Source organism: Rhodococcus sp. AG1013 (assembly GCF_003350365.1).
GTDB lineage: Bacteria > Actinomycetota > Actinomycetes > Mycobacteriales > Mycobacteriaceae > Prescottella.
The window spans coordinates 143452-161620 of record NZ_QQAT01000004.1 but is presented as its reverse complement, the minus strand read 5'-3'; the positions used below and the strand labels follow the sequence as shown (position 1 = coordinate 161620).

15 protein-coding genes and 1 pseudogene are annotated in these 18169 nt (G+C 68.9%); 4 read left to right on the top strand and 12 right to left on the bottom strand.

Annotation, left to right across the window (positions count from 1 at the left end):
• Positions 1-6 precede the first annotated feature (6 nt).
• The 12 genes and pseudogenes from nuoH to DEU38_RS07695 all read right to left on the bottom strand — a co-directional run.
• Positions 7-1254, bottom strand: a pseudogene (gene nuoH / locus DEU38_RS07750) (NADH-quinone oxidoreductase subunit NuoH); the annotation flags it as partial.
• Positions 1251-3710, bottom strand: coding sequence for an NADH-quinone oxidoreductase subunit G (locus DEU38_RS07745; protein ID WP_114719704.1), 2460 nt, complete (start codon positions 3708-3710; stop codon positions 1251-1253). The pseudogene nuoH and the gene DEU38_RS07745, both read right to left, overlap by 4 nt.
• Positions 3707-5827: an NADH-quinone oxidoreductase subunit NuoF gene (gene nuoF / locus DEU38_RS07740; RefSeq protein ID WP_114719702.1), complete on the bottom strand. Its 2121-nt coding sequence runs from the start codon at positions 5825-5827 to the stop codon at positions 3707-3709. Before nuoF ends, DEU38_RS07745 begins: the two co-directional genes overlap by 4 nt.
• Positions 5824-7158, bottom strand: a complete 1335-nt coding sequence (nuoD, locus tag DEU38_RS07735; protein WP_114719700.1) for an NADH dehydrogenase (quinone) subunit D — start codon at positions 7156-7158, stop codon at positions 5824-5826. The genes nuoF and nuoD overlap by 4 nt, the downstream gene beginning before the upstream one ends.
• The gene (locus DEU38_RS07730; protein WP_114719698.1) at positions 7155-7907 is read right to left on the bottom strand and encodes an NADH-quinone oxidoreductase subunit C; all 753 of its coding nucleotides are present in this window, start codon (positions 7905-7907) and stop codon (positions 7155-7157) included. The genes nuoD and DEU38_RS07730 overlap by 4 nt, the downstream gene beginning before the upstream one ends.
• Complete coding sequence (locus DEU38_RS07725; RefSeq protein WP_114719696.1) at positions 7904-8479, bottom strand: NADH-quinone oxidoreductase subunit B family protein; 576 nt, start codon at positions 8477-8479, stop codon at positions 7904-7906. Before DEU38_RS07725 ends, DEU38_RS07730 begins: the two co-directional genes overlap by 4 nt.
• A 39-nt stretch (positions 8480-8518) precedes the next feature.
• A complete protein-coding gene (locus DEU38_RS07720; RefSeq protein ID WP_114719694.1) occupies positions 8519-8890 on the bottom strand; it encodes an NADH-quinone oxidoreductase subunit A in 372 nt (123 codons plus the stop codon).
• Between the two features lie 234 nt (positions 8891-9124).
• Complete coding sequence (locus DEU38_RS07715) at positions 9125-9538, bottom strand: response regulator transcription factor (protein ID WP_114720018.1); 414 nt, start codon at positions 9536-9538, stop codon at positions 9125-9127.
• A 77-nt stretch (positions 9539-9615) separates the two neighbouring features.
• Entirely contained in the window at positions 9616-10299 is a 684-nt protein-coding gene (locus DEU38_RS07710; RefSeq protein ID WP_114719692.1) for a M23 family metallopeptidase, read from the bottom strand.
• Between the two features lie 57 nt (positions 10300-10356).
• Entirely contained in the window at positions 10357-10974 is a 618-nt protein-coding gene (locus DEU38_RS07705; RefSeq protein WP_114719690.1) for a YdcF family protein, read from the bottom strand.
• A 103-nt stretch (positions 10975-11077) separates the two neighbouring features.
• On the bottom strand, positions 11078-11761 hold the full coding sequence (locus DEU38_RS07700) for an O-methyltransferase (protein ID WP_114719688.1): 684 nt from the start codon (positions 11759-11761) through the stop codon (positions 11078-11080).
• Between the two features lie 9 nt (positions 11762-11770).
• Positions 11771-13510, bottom strand: coding sequence for an acyl-CoA dehydrogenase family protein (locus DEU38_RS07695; protein WP_114719686.1), 1740 nt, complete (start codon positions 13508-13510; stop codon positions 11771-11773).
• A 201-nt stretch (positions 13511-13711) separates the two neighbouring features.
• Between DEU38_RS07695 and DEU38_RS07690 the strand changes: the two genes are divergently transcribed.
• From DEU38_RS07690 to DEU38_RS07675, 4 genes are read left to right on the top strand one after another with little or no spacing between them, the layout of a single operon-like run.
• Entirely contained in the window at positions 13712-14647 is a 936-nt protein-coding gene (locus DEU38_RS07690) for an oxygenase MpaB family protein (RefSeq protein WP_114719684.1), read from the top strand.
• An 8-nt stretch (positions 14648-14655) separates the two neighbouring features.
• Positions 14656-15999: a cytochrome P450 gene (locus DEU38_RS07685; protein WP_114719682.1), complete on the top strand. Its 1344-nt coding sequence runs from the start codon at positions 14656-14658 to the stop codon at positions 15997-15999.
• Positions 16000-16020: 21 nt separating this feature from the next.
• Positions 16021-16611 carry a TetR/AcrR family transcriptional regulator gene (locus DEU38_RS07680; protein ID WP_114719680.1) on the top strand — a complete coding sequence of 197 codons (591 nt, stop codon included), beginning with the start codon at positions 16021-16023 and terminating at the stop codon, positions 16609-16611.
• Positions 16612-16639: 28 nt separating this feature from the next.
• Positions 16640-18169, top strand: a complete 1530-nt coding sequence (locus DEU38_RS07675) for a succinic semialdehyde dehydrogenase (RefSeq protein ID WP_114719678.1) — start codon at positions 16640-16642, stop codon at positions 18167-18169.

Here is an 18169-nt window from a genome sequence, read left to right as displayed (position 1 = left end):
TGCGCCCTGGCCGGGCAGGGGCGGAACCGGGAATCCACCGGCCATCGGGTCGAAGGGTTCGCGCACCGACGGTGTCTCCGGGCCCGGCACCGGCGGTCCGGAACGCAGCTTGCGGTACAGCAGCGCCAGCAGGAGCAGTCCCACGACCGCGCCGCCGACCGCGAGGACAATCCACCGGGTCTCGTAGCCCTCGATGCGCATCGCGCGCACCGCGGCGACCACCATGACCCACACGACGGAGACCGGGATGAGCACCTTCCATCCGAGGTTCATGAACTGGTCGTAACGCAGGCGCGGCAGGGTGCCGCGCAGCCAGACGAACACGAAGAGGAAGCCCCAGACCTTCGCGGCGAACCACAGCAGCGGCCACCACCCGGAGTTGGCGCCGTCCCACATGTTCAGCGGCCACGGCGCGTGCCAGCCACCGAGGAACAGCGTCGCCGCCAGCGCCGAAACCGTCACCATGTTGACGTACTCGGCGAGCATGAACATCGCGAACCGCAGCGACGAGTACTCCGTGTGGAAACCGCCGACCAGTTCGCCCTCGGCCTCGGGCAGGTCGAACGGCGCCCGATTGGTCTCGCCGACCATCGACGTGACGTAGATGAGGAACGACGGCAGCAGTAGGAACACGTACCAGTGGCCGTTCTGCGCGGCAACGATTCCCGACGTCGACATCGTGCCGGCATCGAGGAACACCGCCGCGAACGACAGCGCCATCGCAACCTCGTACGAGATCACCTGCGCGGTGGACCGCAGGCCACCCAGCAGCGGATAGGTCGAACCGGATGCCCACCCCGCCAGCACGATTCCGTACACGCCGACGGAGGTGACGGCGAGGATGTAGAGGACGGCCACCGGCAGGTCGGTGAGCTGCAACGGTGTCCGGTGTCCGAGGATCGAGACCTCGGGACCGAACGGGATCACCGCGAACGCCATGAACGCCGGCACGGTCGCGATGATCGGCGCCAGGAGGTAGACAGGTTTGTCGACGCCCTTGGGGACGATGCCCTCCTTGAGCGCGAGCTTGATGCCGTCGGCGAGGCTCTGCAGGATGCCGCGGGGGCCGACCCGGTCGGGGCCGACCCGCATCTGCATCCACGCCAGCACCTTCCGTTCGGCGTAGATCGCGATCAGCACGGTGAGCACCAGGAACACGAAGATGCCCAGTGCCTTCGCGACGACCAGCCACCACGGGTCGTGTCCGAACATCGACAGGTCCGTGTAGGCCAGGGTGGTGATCGGGGTGGTCATCGCCGAGCCTCCCCCCGTGCCGGATTCGCCGCTGCGCCGGCGAACTCTCCGCGGCGGATGCGTACGACGTCGCCGGGCCCCCGGCCGAGTTGCCGGTACACCGCCGACCCGGGCGAGTTCAGCGGCAGCCACACCACCCGGTAGGGCAGGTCGGTCACCTCGAGCGGCAGCGTGACGGCTCCCGTGTCGCTCTCCACGGTCACCGGATCACCGTCCCGGGCACCGATCTCGTCGGCGCAGTCGGCCGAGAGTCGCAGCACCGGTGCGCGGGCCGTGCCCGCGAGGTACGGTTCGCCGTCCTGCATCCGCCCGGCGTCGAGCAGCATCCGCCAGCCCGCGAGCACGGCCTCGCCCGGACCCGGTTCCCGTGCCCCGCGCGGAACCACGTCGGGCGCGGTGGGGCGAGTCCCGTCCCACACCCCGAGCCGTCCGAGTTCGGCGTGCGCGGCGGCTACGTCCGGCAGACCGAGGCGGGCACCCATCTCGGCGGCGAGGGCGTCGAGCACCCGCTGGTCGGGCACGGTGCCGGTGGTGCGCAGCGCGGCCTCGAACGGTCGCCCACGGCCTTCCCAATCGACGAAGGCGCCGTCCTTCTCCGCGACGGGCGCCACCGGGAACACCACATCGGCACGGTCGGTGACCGCGCTGCGACGCAACTCGAGGCTGACGACGAACCCGGCGGTGTCGATCGCCGACAATGCGAGCCGCGGATCCGGCAGATCGTCGAGTTCGACACCACCGACCAGTAATCCACCGAGATCCCCCGATACGGCGGCGGCGAGCATGGCAGCGGTGTCGCGGCCGGTCGTGCCCGGGAGGTCGCCGACCCCCCACGCGGCGGCAACCTGCCGACGGGCCTCGGCGTCCACGACCGGCCGGCCGCCGGGCAACAGGCACGGCAGCGCCCCGGCCTCGAGCGCACCGCGCTCACCGGCCCGCCGCGGCACCCACGCCAGGTGCGCCCCCGTGTCGTCGGCGAGGCGCGCCAGCGCGGACAACGCGCCCGGGATCGCAGCGGCCCGCTCCCCGACCAGGATCACCGCGCCGGGGCAACGCAGGAACTCCGAACTGCCCAACTCGTCGAGGAGCGCCGGCTCGTCCCCGGGGACCGCACGCAGCAGCCGGCCGGACATCTTCCCGAGACCACGGCTCCCGAACGGCGCAATCGAGAGCACCACGGTCCTCTTGGTACGCACTGCCTTTCGCAGCCGCAGGAAGACGATCGGCGATTCTTCCTCGGGTTCGAACGCGACCAGCAGGACGGCAGGCGCCCGATCGAGATCGTCGTAGGTGACCGCCGCCGGATCTGCGCCCAGCATGCGGCCGGCTACCCGTGCCGCGAGGAAGTCCGCTTCCTCGGCCGAGTGCACGCGCGCACGGAAATCGACGTCGTTGGTGCCCAGCACGATCCGCGCGAACTTCGAGTAGGCGTAGGCGTCCTCGTACGTGACCCGCCCACCGACCAGCACACCGACACCGCCGTCGGCCGATCGCAGCCCCCGCGCCGCGACCGCCAGCGCCTCCGGCCACGAAGCGGGAACCAGATCACCCGTGGCGCCGCGGATCATCGGCGTCTCGATCCGATCCGGCTCACCGGCGTACGTGAACGCCCAACGGCCCTTGTCGCAGTTCCACTCCTCGTTGACCTGCGGATCGTCACCGGCCAGGCGACGCAGCACGGTGCCGCGGCGGTGATCGGTGCGCTGCGCGCATCCGCTCGCGCAGTGCTCGCACACGCTGGGGCTCGAGACCAGGTCGAACGGCCGCGCCCGGAACCGGTACGCCGCCCCGGTGAGGGCACCGACCGGGCAGATCTGGACGGTGTTGCCGGAGAAGTACGAGTCGAACGGCTCGTCCTCCCCGATGCCCACCTGCTGCAGCGCGCCGCGTTCGAGGAGTTCGATCATCGGGTCGCCCGCGATCTGCCTCGAGAACCGCGTGCACCGCGCGCACAGCACGCATCGCTCACGATCCAGCAGGACCTCGGTCGACAGCGGAATCGGCTTGGGGAAGGTGCGTTTGACGCCACCGAACCGGGACTCGGCCCGACCGCTGGACATCGCCTGATTCTGCAGTGGGCACTCACCGCCCTTGTCGCACACCGGGCAGTCCAGCGGATGGTTGATGAGCAGCAGTTCCATCACGCCCTTCTGCGCCTTGTCAGCGACCTCGGACGTGACCTGGGTGTGGACCACCATGCCGTCCGTCGCGACGGTGGTGCACGACGCGAGCGGCTTGCGCTGCCCCTCCACCTCGACGAGACACTGGCGGCACGCACCCACCGGTTCGAGCAGCGGGTGGTCGCAGAACCGGGGGATCTGAATCCCGATCCCCTCGGCCGCGCGGATCACCAGTGTCCCCTTCGGGACGGTGACCTCCACCCCGTCGATCGTGAAGGTCACCCGGTCCGACAGCACCGGCTGCCCGGACGCGTCGACGTTGACGTTGACGGTCATGGCGTCCCCCTTTCCGGTCCCGCGGCGACCCGGGAGACGAGTGCCGCCTCGCCCGGGTCGAACGGACAGCCGTGGTGGTCGAGGTGGGCGATGTATTCGTCGCGGAAGTACTTCAGCGACGACATGATCGGGCTGGCCGCGCCGTCACCGAGTGCGCAGAACGACTTGCCGAGGATGGTGTCCGAGATGTCGAGCAGCTTCGACAGGTCCTCCTCGGTGCCGTCGCCGCGCTCGAGCCGTTCGAGGATCTGCACCAGCCAGTACGTGCCCTCCCGGCAGGGGGTGCACTTGCCGCACGACTCGTGGGCGTAGAACTCCGTCCAGCGCAACACCACCCGGACGACACAGGTGGTCTCGTCGAAGATCTGCAGCGCCTTGGTGCCCAGCATGGACCCGGCCGCGGCGACGCCCTCGTAGTCGAGCGGCACGTCGAGGTGCTCGTCGGTGAAGATCGGCGTGGACGATCCGCCCGGCGTCCAGAACTTGAGGCGATGCCCGGCCCGGACGCCGCCCGCGTAGTCGAGCAACTGCCGCAACGTGATTCCCAGCGGTGCCTCGTACTGTCCGGGCCTGGTCACGTGGCCGGACAGGGAGTAGAGGGTGAACCCGGGTGACGCCTCGCTGCCCATGCTGCGGAACCATTCGGGTCCGCCGAGGATGATCGGCGGCACGCTCGCGATGGACTCGACGTTGTTGACCACCGTCGGGCAGGCGTACAGACCGGCCACCGCCGGGAACGGCGGGCGCAGACGCGGCTGCCCGCGGCGCCCCTCCAGCGAGTCGAGCAGCGCGGTCTCCTCACCGCAGATGTAGGCGCCGGCGCCGGCGTGGATCACGATGTCGAGGTCGTAGCCGGATCCGAGGATGTCGCGGCCGAGATATCCGGCGTCGTATGCCTCGGCCACCGCGGCCTGGAGTCGGCGCAGCACCGGGACCACCTCGCCGCGCAGATAGATGAAGGCGCGCGCGGCCCGAATCGCGTACGCCGCGATGATCACCCCCTCGATCAGCGCGTGCGGCGTCGCCAACATCAACGGAATGTCCTTGCAGGTCCCCGGTTCCGACTCGTCCGCGTTGACGACCAGGTAGTGCGGCTTGGCGGTGCCGGCGGCGCTGCTGACGGGCGGGTCCTGCGGGATGAACGACCACTTCATGCCGGTCGGGAACCCGGCCCCGCCGCGGCCACGCAGCCCGGCGTCCTTGACCGTCTGGATCACCTCGTCCGGGTTCGTTCCGAGCGCCTTCCGCAGCGCGATGTAGCCGTCGTGGCGGTGGTAGGTGTCGAGGGTCCACGACCGAGCCTCGTCCCAGTACCGGCTCAGCACCGGCGTCAGTGCGTCGGCCCCGTCGTGCCCCGGACGATCCTGATGCTCGCGACTGGCACGCAGGCCGGCCAGTGTCGCGTCGCCGGCCCCGCCGCCCGCCTCGAGCGCCCCGGGGCGCCGGTCGGGGAACCCGGCGAGCACCCGGGCCGTGTCGCGGAACGAGCACAGCGGCGCACCGCGACTGGGGGTGACGGTCTCTCCCGACCGGAGGGCGTCCACTATCCCGGTCGCCGACGCCGGTGTCTGGTTGTCGAAGAACTCCCAGTTCACCATCATCACGGGCGCGAAGTCGCAGGCCGCGTTGCACTCGATGTGCTCGAGGGTCACCGATCCGTCCGCGGTGGTCTCGCCGTCGTCGATCCCGAGGTGTTCACGGAGCGCGGTGTGGATCGCGTCGCCACCCATCACCGCGCACAGGCTGTTGGTGCAGACGCCGACGTGGTACGTGCCGGTGGGACTGCGCCGGTACATCGTGTAGAACGTGGCGACCGCGGTGACCTCGGCAGCGGTGAGACCGAGTTGTCGTGCGCAGAAGTCGATTCCCGCCGGGGAGACGTAGCCGTCCTCGGACTGCACCAGGTGCAGCAGCGGCAGCAACGCCGAACGGCCGGGGCCGTCGGGGCCGCGCTCGTGGTCCGCCGCGGCATCGCGGGTCTCGTAGCGGGCGATGATCTCCTCGGCGTCGGCCGCCAGCCGGGCGTGCACGTCCGGCGGATAGCTCGGACGGTCGCCGGGACGGCCCAACTCGACGAACACCGGGCCCGGTCCGTCGGCTTCTCGCGCGTCGGTCATCGGTCCACTCCCCCCATGACGGGATCGATGCTGGCGACGGACGCGATCACGTCGGCCACCATGCCTCCCTCGCACATCGCAGAGACGGCCTGCAGATTGGTGAACGACGGATCCCGGTAGTGCACCCGGAAGGGCCGGGTTCCACCGTCGCTGACCATGTGCACGCCCAGCTCGCCGCGCGGCGACTCCACCGCGATGTACACCTGGCCGGGAGGTACCCGGAATCCCTCGGTGACCAGCTTGAAGTGGTGGATCAGTTCCTCCATCGAGGTGCCCATGATCCGCCGGATGTGTTCGAGCGAGTTCCCGAGCCCGTCGGCGCCGACGGCCAGGTCGGCGGGCCAGGCAATCTTCTTGTCCGCCAACATGACCGGTCCCGGGCGCAGGCGATCGAGGCACTGTTCGACGATCTTCAGCGACTCGGCCATCTCGCGCAGACGGATGAGGTAGCGGCTGTAACAGTCGGATCCGGACTCGGTGACGACCTCGAACTCGTAGGTCTCGTAGCCGCAGTACGGATCCGACCGGCGCACGTCCAACGGCAGGCCGGTGGCACGCAGAATGGGTCCGGTGACACCGAGAGCCATGCAGCCCGTCAGGTCCAGGTAGCCGATGCCCTTCGTCCGGGCCTTCCAGATCGGATTGGCGCTCAGCAGGTCCTCGATGTCCTTCAACCGCCGCGGCATGAGGTCGAGCAGCTCGCGCACCTTCCCGACGGCGCCGTCGGGAAGGTCCTGCGACAGCCCGCCGGGGCGGATGTACGCGTGGTTCATGCGCAATCCGGTGATCATCTCGAACACGTCCAGGACCAGTTCGCGTTCCCGGAAGCCGAACAGCATCGGGGTGATCGCGCCCAGTTCCATGCCGCCCGTCGCGAGCGCGACGAGATGGGACGAGATCCGGTTGAGCTCCATGAGCAGGACACGGATGACGGTGGCGCGGTCGGGGATCTGGTCGGTGACGTCGAGCAACTTCTCGACGCCCAGGCAGTACGCGACCTCGTTGAAGAACGGGGACAGATAGTCCATCCGGGTGACGAACGTGACGCCCTGCGTCCAGTTGCGGTACTCGAGATTCTTCTCGATCCCCGTGTGCAGGTATCCGACACCGCAGCGGGCCTCGGTGACCGTCTCTCCCTCGATCTCGAGGATCAGCCGCAGCACCCCGTGCGTCGACGGATGCTGTGGACCCATGTTCACGACGATGCGTTCCGCCCCGGCGTCGTGCGCCGCGGTGGCCGCGTCCGCGAACTCGTCCCAGTCCTGCCCGCCGACGGTGAACACCGCGTCGCCGTCACCGTTCCGAGCGAAGGGATCGCGAGGATGGCTCACTGGTAGGCCCTCCGTTCGTCCGGTGGCGGGATCTTCGCCCCCTTGTACTCGACGGGAATGCCGCCGAGGGGGTAGTCCTTGCGCTGTGGGTGTCCCACCCAGTCGTCGGGCATCTCGATCCTGGCGAGCGACGGGTGACCGTCGAAGATCAGGCCGAAGAAGTCGTAGGTCTCCCGCTCGTGCCAGTCCGTGGTGGGGTACACCCCGTACAGCGACGGGACGTGCGGGTCGGCGTCCGGCACGGCCACCTCGAGCCGTATCCGGCGGCCGTGGGTGATCGACATCAGCGGGTACACCGCGTGCAGTTCCCGCCCGGAGTCCTGCGGGTAGTGCACCCCGCTGACCCCCAGGCACAGTTCGAACCGCAGGTCCGGGTCGTCGCGCAACAACCGTGCGACCGTCGGCAGGCACTCGCGCCGCACGTGCAGGGTCAGCTCCCCGCGGAAGACGACGACCCGCTCGACGGCGTCGTCGAACAGCGTGCCGCTGCCGTCGAGCGCGGCGGCGAGCGTGTCGACGACAACGTCGAAGTAGCCGCCGTAGGGACGAGATGTGCCGCCCGGCAACGTGACCGGTCGCACCAGTCGACCGTAACCGGATGTGTCGCCGGTGCCACCGACCCCGAACATGCCCTGCCGGAGACCGATCATCTCGCCGCCCGCGACCGACTCGGGTGGCACCGTCCCCTCCGGACCGGCGGTGGCCTCGGGATCGGGGCCACCGAGGCCGCGGTCACGCTCGTCCGTCATCGCAGCACCGTCCCCGCGCCGTGCCCCGGCAAGCCGAGGTCGATCGTGGGCCTGGCGGCCAGCGCCGCCTCCTCCGCCGCCCGCACGGCCTGCTCACGATTGACCCCGAGCGGCATCTCCTGGATCTTGGCGTGCAGCATCAGGATCGCATTGAGCAGCATCTCGGGGCGCGGCGGACAGCCGGGCAGGTAGATGTCGACAGGAACCACGTGGTCGACGCCTTGCACGATCGCGTAGTTGTTGAACATCCCACCCGACGACGCGCACACCCCCATCGCGAGCACCCACTTGGGCTCGACCATCTGGTCGTAGACCTGACGCAGCACCGGTGCCATCTTCTGACTGACCCGGCCGGCGACGATCATGAGATCGGCCTGGCGTGGGGACGCCCGGAACGCCTCCATCCCGAAGCGGGCGATATCGAACCGGCCGGACGTGGTGGCCATCATCTCGATCGCACAGCAGGCCAGGCCGAAGGTGGCAGGCCACAGCGAGCCCTTGCGCGCGTAGCCGGCAACGGTCTCGACCGTGCTCAGCACGAAACCACTCGGCAGCTTCTCCTCGAGACCCATACCCGGTTCACCTCCGCTCGGTAGTCACCCGAAACACGCCTAGTCCCAGCTCAATCCCCCACGCCGCCACTCGTACACGTAGGCCACCGCGACGTTGAACACGAACACGGCCATCACGGCCAGACCGAACACACCGAGCGCGTCGAAGTGGACGGCCCACGGGTAGAGGAACACGATCTCGATGTCGAAGATGATGAACAGCATCGCTGTGAGGTAGTACTTCACCGGGATCCGCTGTCCGGCCAGGCCACGCCCGACTTCCGCGGGGGTTGGCTCGATCCCGCACTCGTACGGCTCGAGCTTGGCACGGTTGAGCCGCCTGGGTCCCACGACCGACGCGACGATCACGGAGAAGACCGCGAACGCGGCGGCAATCGCCCCGAGCACGAGAATCGGCACGTATGCGTTCACGTCGCCTCAGCTCCTCTCGTCGCGAGCCTGGCCGCCCATGCCCGATGCCGGACGGTCGCACCCAGACCACGAGCGGCGGGTAGCCACGAGAGACGCACAATCACGCAATCAGGAGAATCCACCCGCAGAATGTGATCTACGCCTCAGCCTACCGGGACAGGCGCCACCCTTGGCTTCGGTTTTACCCCGCGAGTCTTCCGATGCCGGCGCAATATCGAGCCGGAACCGGTTACATCACGGCCGCCGCAGCAGCGGAACAACGGCCGCTGCCAGGCGGAAGGGGTCGATCGGGTGCGCCACCGCAGCCTCCGCCCGCGACCAGTCCGCGAGCCAGGCATCGTCGGCGCGTCCGGTCAGCACCACCACCGGCGGGCACACATCGAGCTCGTCCTTGAGCTGCTTGGCGATTCCCAGGCCACCTGCCGGCGCCGCCTCGCCGTCGAGAATCGCCAGATCGATCCCGCCCGCGTCCATCATGCGGACCACCACGGGCGCCGTCGCGACCTCCACGTACTCCAACTCCGGAAGGTCCGGATGCGGGCGCCGACCGAGGGCTCGCATCACCTGCTCGCGTGTCGAGGCGTCACTGCTGTAGACGAGCACACGCAGCGGATCGGAGGCATCGGAGCGGACGGTCGGATTAGCCACGGACCCGATGCTACGACCGGCCGGCACCCCACACCGGGAGGCGAGTCCGATTCGGGTCGGTCCGCCCGCCCCCGCGCCTAGCGACCGTCGGGAACGAGTGCGGTGACGATCGTGCCTTCCTCGGGGATACCCGAGTCGACGTCGCACAGGCCCGTGCCGTCACGGCTGCATTGGCGATAGTTCCCGAACTCCATCGGAACACCCTGCGCAACAGCAAGGTCGAGGCTGTCCATGACCTGGACGTGCACGTGCGGTTGCGTCGAGTTTCCCGAGTTCCCGCACTCGGCGATCTGTTGCCCCAGCGCCACCTCGTCGCCCACTGCGACGCTGAGCGTGTCTGCCCGCAGGTGGACCACCGCGACGAACATCCCGCTGCGCCGGTCCTGGATGATCAGGTGGTTCCCCGCGATCGAGGCCGGACCTTGCCGCAGGCGGGACGGCTGCCCCACCGCATAGGGGATCAGAGCAAACTGAGATCTGCGCGCCTGGTGATCGGGCTCCCCGTCATGCGCTTGAACGACCACACCGTCGACCGGAGCCAGGATCGGGCGCCCGAAGGCGAAGAACCGGGACGGCGGCTCCGTCGCAAGAAACGTGCGCCAGTCACGTGCCGACGCTGTCCTGCCTCGATCGTCGACCCCGACGAAGTCGATCGCGTATCGCTGGCCGAACACGTCGACACCATGGCTGGGCACTCGCCGTGCCGGACTGTTCTGCACCAGCCACCGACCCGTGAACGGCAGAGCCAACACAACCGCCATGCCTTACCTCCCCGCCGCGGCCGCCCACTCAGCCTGCCGTGGCGCGACGATCCGGTTTCACCAACCGGGAACGGCCACGGGCGTGTACCGGAACTGGCCCGACGCGGATCGGAACGCCCCGAGCGCCCGGTCGATGTGCGACGCGGAGGTGACGAGGACGGCTCCGTCCGCGCCATTTGCGGAGAGGATTCCGGTGGTGTTGCGCGCGTTGTCGACCGTCGAGTACGAGGCGTTCTCGAGGATGATGCTCGCGGGATTGACACCCCTCAGCACCAGGCCGGCGAACATCGCCTGCGATTCGCTGTACGGCAGAGGTTGCGTCGGCCCACCCGCGACGATCACCTTGTTCATCGGATGGAGGCGCGCGATCGCGGCCGCGGTATCCAACCGAGCGTTGAGAACCCCCGGCAGCAACCCGTCGGCGTCGAGTCGGGCACCGAGCACCACGATGTAGCGCGAGGCAGGATCACCGGTGAGATACGCGTGCGCGGCTGCGTACTGGCCCAACGAGGCAACGGTGTCGGAGACCCCGGACCCGGCGGTGTACTCGAGGGTGTCGATGCCCTGATTGATTAGTCCCGGGATGTTGAGCGAGGCGGCATGTGCCGGGGCAGCCGCGAGGAGCGGGAGCACGGCCAGCCCGGCCGCGGCAATAGTGGTTCTCAGCTTGTGCATTCGGCGGTGTCCCCCAGGTTCGACGGTCAGTTCGATTCACGCGCGTCACACCATACGTGCACGACGCGTCCGCGTCAGCTCGAACAGCGTCGGGGACCGCGTTTCAATTCACCACCAGCGCAAGAGCGAAACCGTCCCAGCCCTTCGACCCGACGGTCTGCAGCGCGGTGGCATCGAGTCGGGGTTCGGCCGCCAGCAGGTCGAGCACCTCGCGGCTGGCGCGGACGGCCTCGTCGTCGAGGTCGGGGTTGGACACCGATCCGCCGCGGACGACATTGTCGACGACGATCACCGTGCCGGGCCGCGACAACCGCAGCGCCCACCGCACATAGTTGGAGTTGTTCACCTTGTCGGCGTCGATGAACACCAGGTCGAAGGGCGCGATGCCGTCGGCCTCGACGGCCGGCAGGCTGTCCAGCGCCGCACCGACCCGGATGTCGACCCGGCCGCCGACACCGGCGCGGTCCACGTTGTCCCGGGCGACCGCAGCATGCCGGGGTTCGTACTCGAGCGTGACCACCCGCCCGGACTCCCCTACCGCACGGGCGAGCCAGATGGTGCTGTACCCACCGAGGGTGCCGATCTCGAGCACGCGCGTCGCGCCGACCATGCGCGCCAGCAGGTTCAGCAGCTTGCCCTGCGTCGGCGACACATCGATCGGCGGCAGCCCCGCCGACGCGTTGGCCGCGAGTGCGTGGTCGAGTGCGTCGTCCGCGCCGACCACCGTCTCGACCAGGTAGCGATCGACCTCGGCCCACCGATTCGCGTCATCCTTGCTGTCAGTCATGCCGTCAGCCTAGGGCCGCATCTCGTACGCGCCGTCGTACCCCACGACCTGCTCCCACACCCGGTCGAACCGCTCGGTGTCGACGGCGGGCTTGCGGATCGCGCCGATCGCCCACTCCTGCTGCGCGTCCGTCGACGACGGCTTGCCGTGCAGAGCAACGGCATACCGGGAGAAGTCGCGGATCTGGAAGTCGAAGATCTGCTCGAGCAGATCACGGTCGAGGCCGACGATGTCGGCCTGCTCGAGGATCAGCTGCCCGTAGACGACCAGCTCGAACAGATGCCCGACGGTGAGCAGGAAGTCCAGGTCCTCCCGCTGCGCGTCGTCCGGCCCGGCCGTCGCGAGCAACTCACGTAGCTCGAGCGCCTGCTCGTGGAACCGCGCGACATTGGGGATGTCGGCATGCTCGTCGAACACCCGGGTCCAGTCCTGGAACTGGACCTTGCCCGCGCCCCGGGTGGGGCCCTGCGCCCAGAAGAACGCGTCGTCGGTGGGGTCGGTGCGGGTGGCGACATCGGGATACGACGCCGGATTGAACAGGTAGTTCGGCATGAACTTGAGGATCAGCGCGACGTTGACGTGGACGGTGCCCTCGAGTTTGGGCAACGTGCCGATCAGCTCGGCGGCCTCCCGGAAGTAGGTGTCCTTCTCGTAGCCCTTGGCGGCGATGACGTCGTGCAGCAACGCCATCACCGATTCGCCCTCCGAGGTGACCTTCGCCTTGGTCATCGGGTTGAACAGCAGGTACCGGCGATCCTCCGGTCCCGCACTGCGGAAGTAGTCGACCGCGCGGGCGCTGAACAGCTTCATCGCTACGAGCCGGGTGTAGGCGTCCACGAAGTTGGCCCGCACGTGCGGAAAGTCGGTGACCCGCCGGCCGTACAGAACCCTGTTGTGAGCGTGCGTGATCGCTTCGAAGAAGGCGTGCTCGCAGATCCCGATCGACGCCGTGCACAGGTTGAACTTGCCGACGTTGACGGTGTTGAGCGCCGCCGAGAACGCGTCCGCACCGGTGTGCAGGATGTCCTCCTCCCGCACCGGGTAGTCGCGCAGCGCGAACGTGCTGACGTACATCTGCCCGTGCACGACATTGTCGATGAGGCGGTAGTGCAGGTGCCGGCTGTCGACGACGAAGAAGACGTAGCCGTCGGCCCCCTCGATGTCGGTGCGGCGCCCGAACACCGACACCATGCCGGCGACGTTGCCGTTGCCGATGTAGTACTTGGTGCCGTTCGCGCGGAACGCGGCCGTGCCGTCCGCCGTGTCGGTACGGGGGGTGAGCAGCATGTCGGTCGAGTACACGTCGGCGCCGTGCTCGCGTTCGGACAGGCCGAACGCCATGACCCCGCCGGCATCCAACTGTTCGGCCGCGCGTCGCCGGGCCGTCGGGTTGTCGCTCATCCAGATCGGCCCGAGCCCGAGCACGGTCACCTGCCACAGGTACCAGTAGGACAGCCCGTAGAACCCGAGAATCTCGCTCAGCGCGGCGTTGCGGGCGGCGTCCCACCGCTTGTTGGGATCGCCGTTCGCCTCGGAGGCCGGGGTGAGGAACGTCGCGAACAGACCCTCTCGCCCGGCGAAGTCCAGGAAGTCCCCGGTCCAGATCGCGTGCAGGTCGTCCTGCAGCAGCCGGCGTTTGCCCCGGGCCTCGAACCAGTCGATCGTCGCGCGCAGCAGTCGGCGCGTGTTCGGATCGAAGTCCTTCGGGTCGTAGTCGTGCGGATTCAGCAGCAGCTCGCCCACTGTCATCACCCTCCGGGAAACGGAAGCGGCGCCCGTCGAGGGGCTCATCGTCCACTCTCCCCGAGACCCGTCGCATGCGCGGACTTTCTCGCGAAGCAACTCGTCGTTCGAGCGGATCCGTTCTTGTGTCACAGATCACTCGGTGCTAGTTTCTGACACAGCGAGACACTTTTGTTCCACCGTCCCAAAGCAGACAGGGAACTACCGATGCCGCTCGACTTCGACGCCGCCATCCGCGAGGCGGTCCCCATGCCCGTCGACGCAGAGTCCGCCGCCGACTCGCCGCGCCTGGGCCCCGATTCACTGATCTGGAAGTACTACGGCGACGTGCGCGGACTACTGGGTTTCCAGCGACTCGCCGGGACCGAGAACTGCATCGAGCAGCTCGGTAAGGCGGTCGAGGACCACTCGGTGATCTTCTCCGACACCCTCGGCCGGGCCCGCCGCAGCGGGCCGCCGATCATGAAGACCGTCTACAGCGACGACCCCTATCACTGGGGACGCACGGTCCGCGACTTCCACAAGCCGATCAAGGGCACGATCAGCGACGGCTCGCGTTACCACGCGCTCAACCCGGAGCTCTTCTACTGGGCGCACGCCACCTTCGTCGACCAGGTCCTCTACATCACCGACACCTTCATCCGCCGGCTCTCGTACGAGGAGAAGGTGCGGATCTTCGAGGAGGGCCGGATCTGGTACCAGATCTACGGGGTCAGCGATCGGAGCCAGCCGCAGACCTACGAGGAGTTCCTGGAGTACTGGGCGCAGATGCTCGACCGGTTCGTGCCGACGCCGACGATCCTGTACGCCACCGGGTACATCCGCAAGGGCGTGCCGCGACCGCGGCGGATTCCGGCGCCCGTGTGGAACCTGCTGTCCGCGCCGATCAACGCGTTCATGCGCATCGTCGTTGTCGGCACGCTTCCCCCGCAGATGCGCGAGGTGTGCGGACTCGACTGGAATCCGAAGAAGGAGAGGCAGTTCCAACGGTTCGCAGCGTTCTCGCGCCGCATCAACCCGCTCGTCAACCGGCTTCCGCTCCGCGCGCTGTACCTGCCCTGGGCGTACGAGGCGTGGCGCCGGGTCGGGATCGACCCCCGACCGCTGCTGAACTCGCTCGGCGAATCCGCCCCCACCCGATAGGAGATCCCGTGCGTACCAAGCAGTTGGCACCACCGCCGGCCGGCAGCGACCTCCGCCCGATCAACGGTACCGGCGATCCGGGGGTCATCGAACTCCTGCGATTCTTCCGCAACCCGGTTCGGCTGGTGGCGCAGCGCCGGGAGGCCTTCGGGGACATCACCTACATCAACGCGTTCGGCCAGAAGTTCGCCGTGCCGCTCACCGCCGACGGCGCTGAGTCGGTGGCCGCGAATCGGCAGAAGGCGCTGGCCGCCGAGCCGGCGTGGGGGTTCCTCATCGGGCCGTTCTTCCGCCGTGGAATCCTGTTGATGGACTTCGAGGAACACCGACACCACCGGCTGATCCTGCAGCAGGCCTTCAACAACAAGCACCTGCGCGGCTACCTGGACGACATGCAGCCGATGCTGCGCGACGGCGTCCGTGGCCTACCCGTCGGCGAGAACATCCTGATCCTGGACCGCTTCAAGGAACTCACCCTGGACCTGGCCCTGGAGATCTTCCTGGGCATGGATCTGCCGCGCCTGGAGGCCGACCGGATCAACAAGGCCTTCATCGACTGCGTCAACGCCGGGATGTCCCTCGTGCGCAGGAACATCCCCGGAACCAAGTGGGCCCGCGGCCTGGCCGGTCGTGCCGTGCTCGAGGAGTTCTTCCGCGCGCACCTGCCGGCCAAGCGCGCCACCGAAACCCCCGACCTGTTCTCCGTGCTGTGTCGGGCACGGTCCGAGGAGGGCCACACCTTCACCGACGAGGACGTGGTCAACCACATGATCTTCGTGCTGATGGCGGCACACGACACCTCCACCATCACGCTCACCACGATGGCGTACTACCTTGCCCTGCATCCGGAGTGGCAGGAGAAGGCCCGCGCGCAGTCCCGCGCGCTGCCGCGGGACATCACGTACGACAACCTCGCGGAGTTCACGGTGCTGGACGCCGTCATGAAGGAGTCGCTGCGGCTGAACTCGCCGGTGCCCGGTCTGGCCCGACGAGCCTTGGAGGACACGGAGATCGACGGACACTTCGTCCCGAAGGGCACGTACGTCAGCGCGATCGGAATGGTCAACCACCACAACCCGGCGCTGTGGACGGATCCCGAACGGTTCGATCCGGACCGCTTCTCACCCGAACGCGCCGAGGACAAGTCGCATCGGTACGCATGGATGCCGTTCGGCGGCGGCGTGCACAAGTGCATCGGCCTGTACTTCGCCCAGATGGAGATCAAGACGATCATGCACAACCTCCTGCTCGAGTACGAGTGGTCGGTCCCCGACGGCTACACCTGGAAGCTCGACAACACCACGCTGCCGGTTCCGAAGGACCGCCTCCCGGTGACGCTGCGGGCGATCTGACGATGGATATGCTGACCGGTGATGACCACGCGCCGCACTCCCACCGCACTGCCCGCCGCCACCGCGGAGCAGGCGATGCTCGACGCCGCGCGGGAGGAGTTCGAGCGCTACGGGATTCGGCGCACCAACATGGACGACATCGCGAAGCGGGCGGGAATCAGCCGCAGCACCCTCTACCGACGGTTCCCGAACAAGGACGCGCTGGTCGAGGTGCTGATCCTGCGCGAGGCGGGGCTGTTCTTCGACCAACTCGACGCCCTTGCCCGGAATCTCGACCCGGCGCAGGCGGTCGTCGAGTGCTTCGCCCGGGGAATCCAATTGACCCGCGAGATCCCGCTGATCGGGCGCATCCTCGAGAGCGAGCCGGAGCTGATGGTCGAGGTGACCTCGCGGACCGACGGGGCGCCGATCGCGGTGACCGCCGCCCGGGTCGCCGCGGCGCTGCGTCACAGTGGGGCGGCGATGCCCGAGGAGGATCTGCTCGCGGCGTCCGAGATCCTCATGCGCATCGCGATGTCTTTGATGCTGCATCCGCACGGGCAGTTGGACACGACCGATCCCGCCGCGGTGCGCCGCTACGCCGAGAGGTACCTCACCCGACTGGTGTGGTGACCACCGTCCGCACGCGCGCGGGTGCGCCGTGCTGACCGCCCTGCACGAGGGCCTGCTGGCCCAGCTGCCGACCTCCTCCGAATTCTCCTGCGCCGCCGTTCCGTTCACCGGCGAGCCGCTCCCCGCCGTCCCGCAGACGTCCTCGGAATCGGTGGCCGCCGTCGCAGCCGTGGGCCGGGCAGCGCAGCCGGGTTGGGCGGCCCGGCCGGTCCGGGACCGGCAGGCGATCGCGGCGCGCTTCGCGCGTCTGCTCGTCGACCACCACGACAGCCTGTGCGACCTCATGCAGTGGGAGACCGGCAAGGCCCGCGTGCATACCGCCGTCGAGGTGCAGGGCGTCGTCGCCACCGCGCTGCACTACGCCGCCCACAGCACCCGCTATCTGGGCGAACGTCGCGTCCGGGGCGCGGTGCCGGGACTGGTCTCCGCCCGCGTCGGCTACCGGCCCAAGGGCCTGGTCGGGGTGATCGCGCCGTGGAACTACCCGCTGTTCCTGGCCGTCGGCGATGTGATCCCCGCGCTGCTCGCCGGCAATGCGGTGCTCAGCAAGGCCGACTCGCAGGCACCGCTCACGCTGCTCTACGCCCGCCACCTGGCGATTCGGGCCGGGGCGCCGGAGGCGGTGTGGCAGGTGGTGGCCGGTCCCGGCAGCCGCATCGGGCCCGCGCTGGTGGCCGAGGTGGACTACGTGAGCTTCACCGGGTCCACCGCAACCGGCCGGGAGATCGCCCGGCGCTGCGCGGACCGACTGATCGGGGCCTCGCTCGAGCTGGGCGGGAAGAACCCGATGATCGTGTGCGCCGACGCGGATCTCGCGGCCGCCGTGCGCGGCGCGGTGCAGGCGGCGTTCTCCAACGCCGGGCAGATGTGCATCGGCATCGAGCGGATCTACGTGCACGAGAGCGTGTTCGACCGGTTCGTGCGCGAACTGGTCACGCGCACCGAGCGGCTTCGGATCGGCGCCGGGTACGGCTACGACGTGGACATGGGTTCGCTGACGTCCCGCCGCCAGCTGGAGGCCACCGAGAAGCATGTCGCGGACGCTCTCGCGAAGGGCGCGACCGCCGTGACCGGCGGCCGGGCACGCCCCGATCTCGGCCCGCTGTTCCACGAGCCGACCGTCCTCACCGGCGTGACGGCCGAGATGGCGGTCCACGCCGAGGAAACCTTCGGTCCGGTCGTCTCCGTCTACCCCGTGGCGTCCGAGGTGGAGGCGGTCCGTCGGGCCAACGAGGGCGAGTACGGACTGAGCGCGAGCGTGTGGACCCGCGACGTGCGGCGCGGACGCCGGATCGCCGCCCAGGTGGTGGCCGGTTCGGTGAACGTCAACGACGGCTACCTGTCCGCGATCGCGTCACTGGGCGCCCCGATGGGCGGCATGCGCACCAGCGGGACCGGGCGCCGACACGGTCGCGAGGGCATCGTCCGCTACACCGAACCGCAGACGGTCACCACCCAACGCGTCGCGACCGCCTACCCCGACCGACTCCGCGGGCCCCTGCTGGCCGCGATGAACGCCGGCACCCGCGCCCTGCTCGCAGTGCGGCACCGAGCATGA

What these genes read in the sequence shown, in the direction of transcription:
- DEU38_RS07745 (WP_114719704.1), bottom strand. Translation starts at nt 3,710, where the DNA reads ATGACCGTCAACGTCAACGTCGACGCGTCCGGGCAGCCGGTGCTGTCG.
- nuoF (WP_114719702.1), bottom strand. Translation starts at nt 5,827, where the DNA reads ATGACCGACGCGCGAGAAGCCGACGGACCGGGCCCGGTGTTCGTCGAG.
- DEU38_RS07730 (WP_114719698.1), bottom strand. Translation starts at nt 7,907, where the DNA reads ATGACGGACGAGCGTGACCGCGGCCTCGGTGGCCCCGATCCCGAGGCC.
- DEU38_RS07725 (WP_114719696.1), bottom strand. Translation starts at nt 8,479, where the DNA reads ATGGGTCTCGAGGAGAAGCTGCCGAGTGGTTTCGTGCTGAGCACGGTC.
- DEU38_RS07710 (WP_114719692.1), bottom strand. Translation starts at nt 10,299, where the DNA reads ATGGCGGTTGTGTTGGCTCTGCCGTTCACGGGTCGGTGGCTGGTGCAG.
- DEU38_RS07705 (WP_114719690.1), bottom strand. Translation starts at nt 10,974, where the DNA reads ATGCACAAGCTGAGAACCACTATTGCCGCGGCCGGGCTGGCCGTGCTC.
- DEU38_RS07700 (WP_114719688.1), bottom strand. Translation starts at nt 11,761, where the DNA reads ATGACTGACAGCAAGGATGACGCGAATCGGTGGGCCGAGGTCGATCGC.
- DEU38_RS07695 (WP_114719686.1), bottom strand. Translation starts at nt 13,510, where the DNA reads ATGACAGTGGGCGAGCTGCTGCTGAATCCGCACGACTACGACCCGAAG.
- DEU38_RS07690 (WP_114719684.1), top strand. Translation starts at nt 13,712, where the DNA reads ATGCCGCTCGACTTCGACGCCGCCATCCGCGAGGCGGTCCCCATGCCC.
- DEU38_RS07680 (WP_114719680.1), top strand. Translation starts at nt 16,021, where the DNA reads ATGACCACGCGCCGCACTCCCACCGCACTGCCCGCCGCCACCGCGGAG.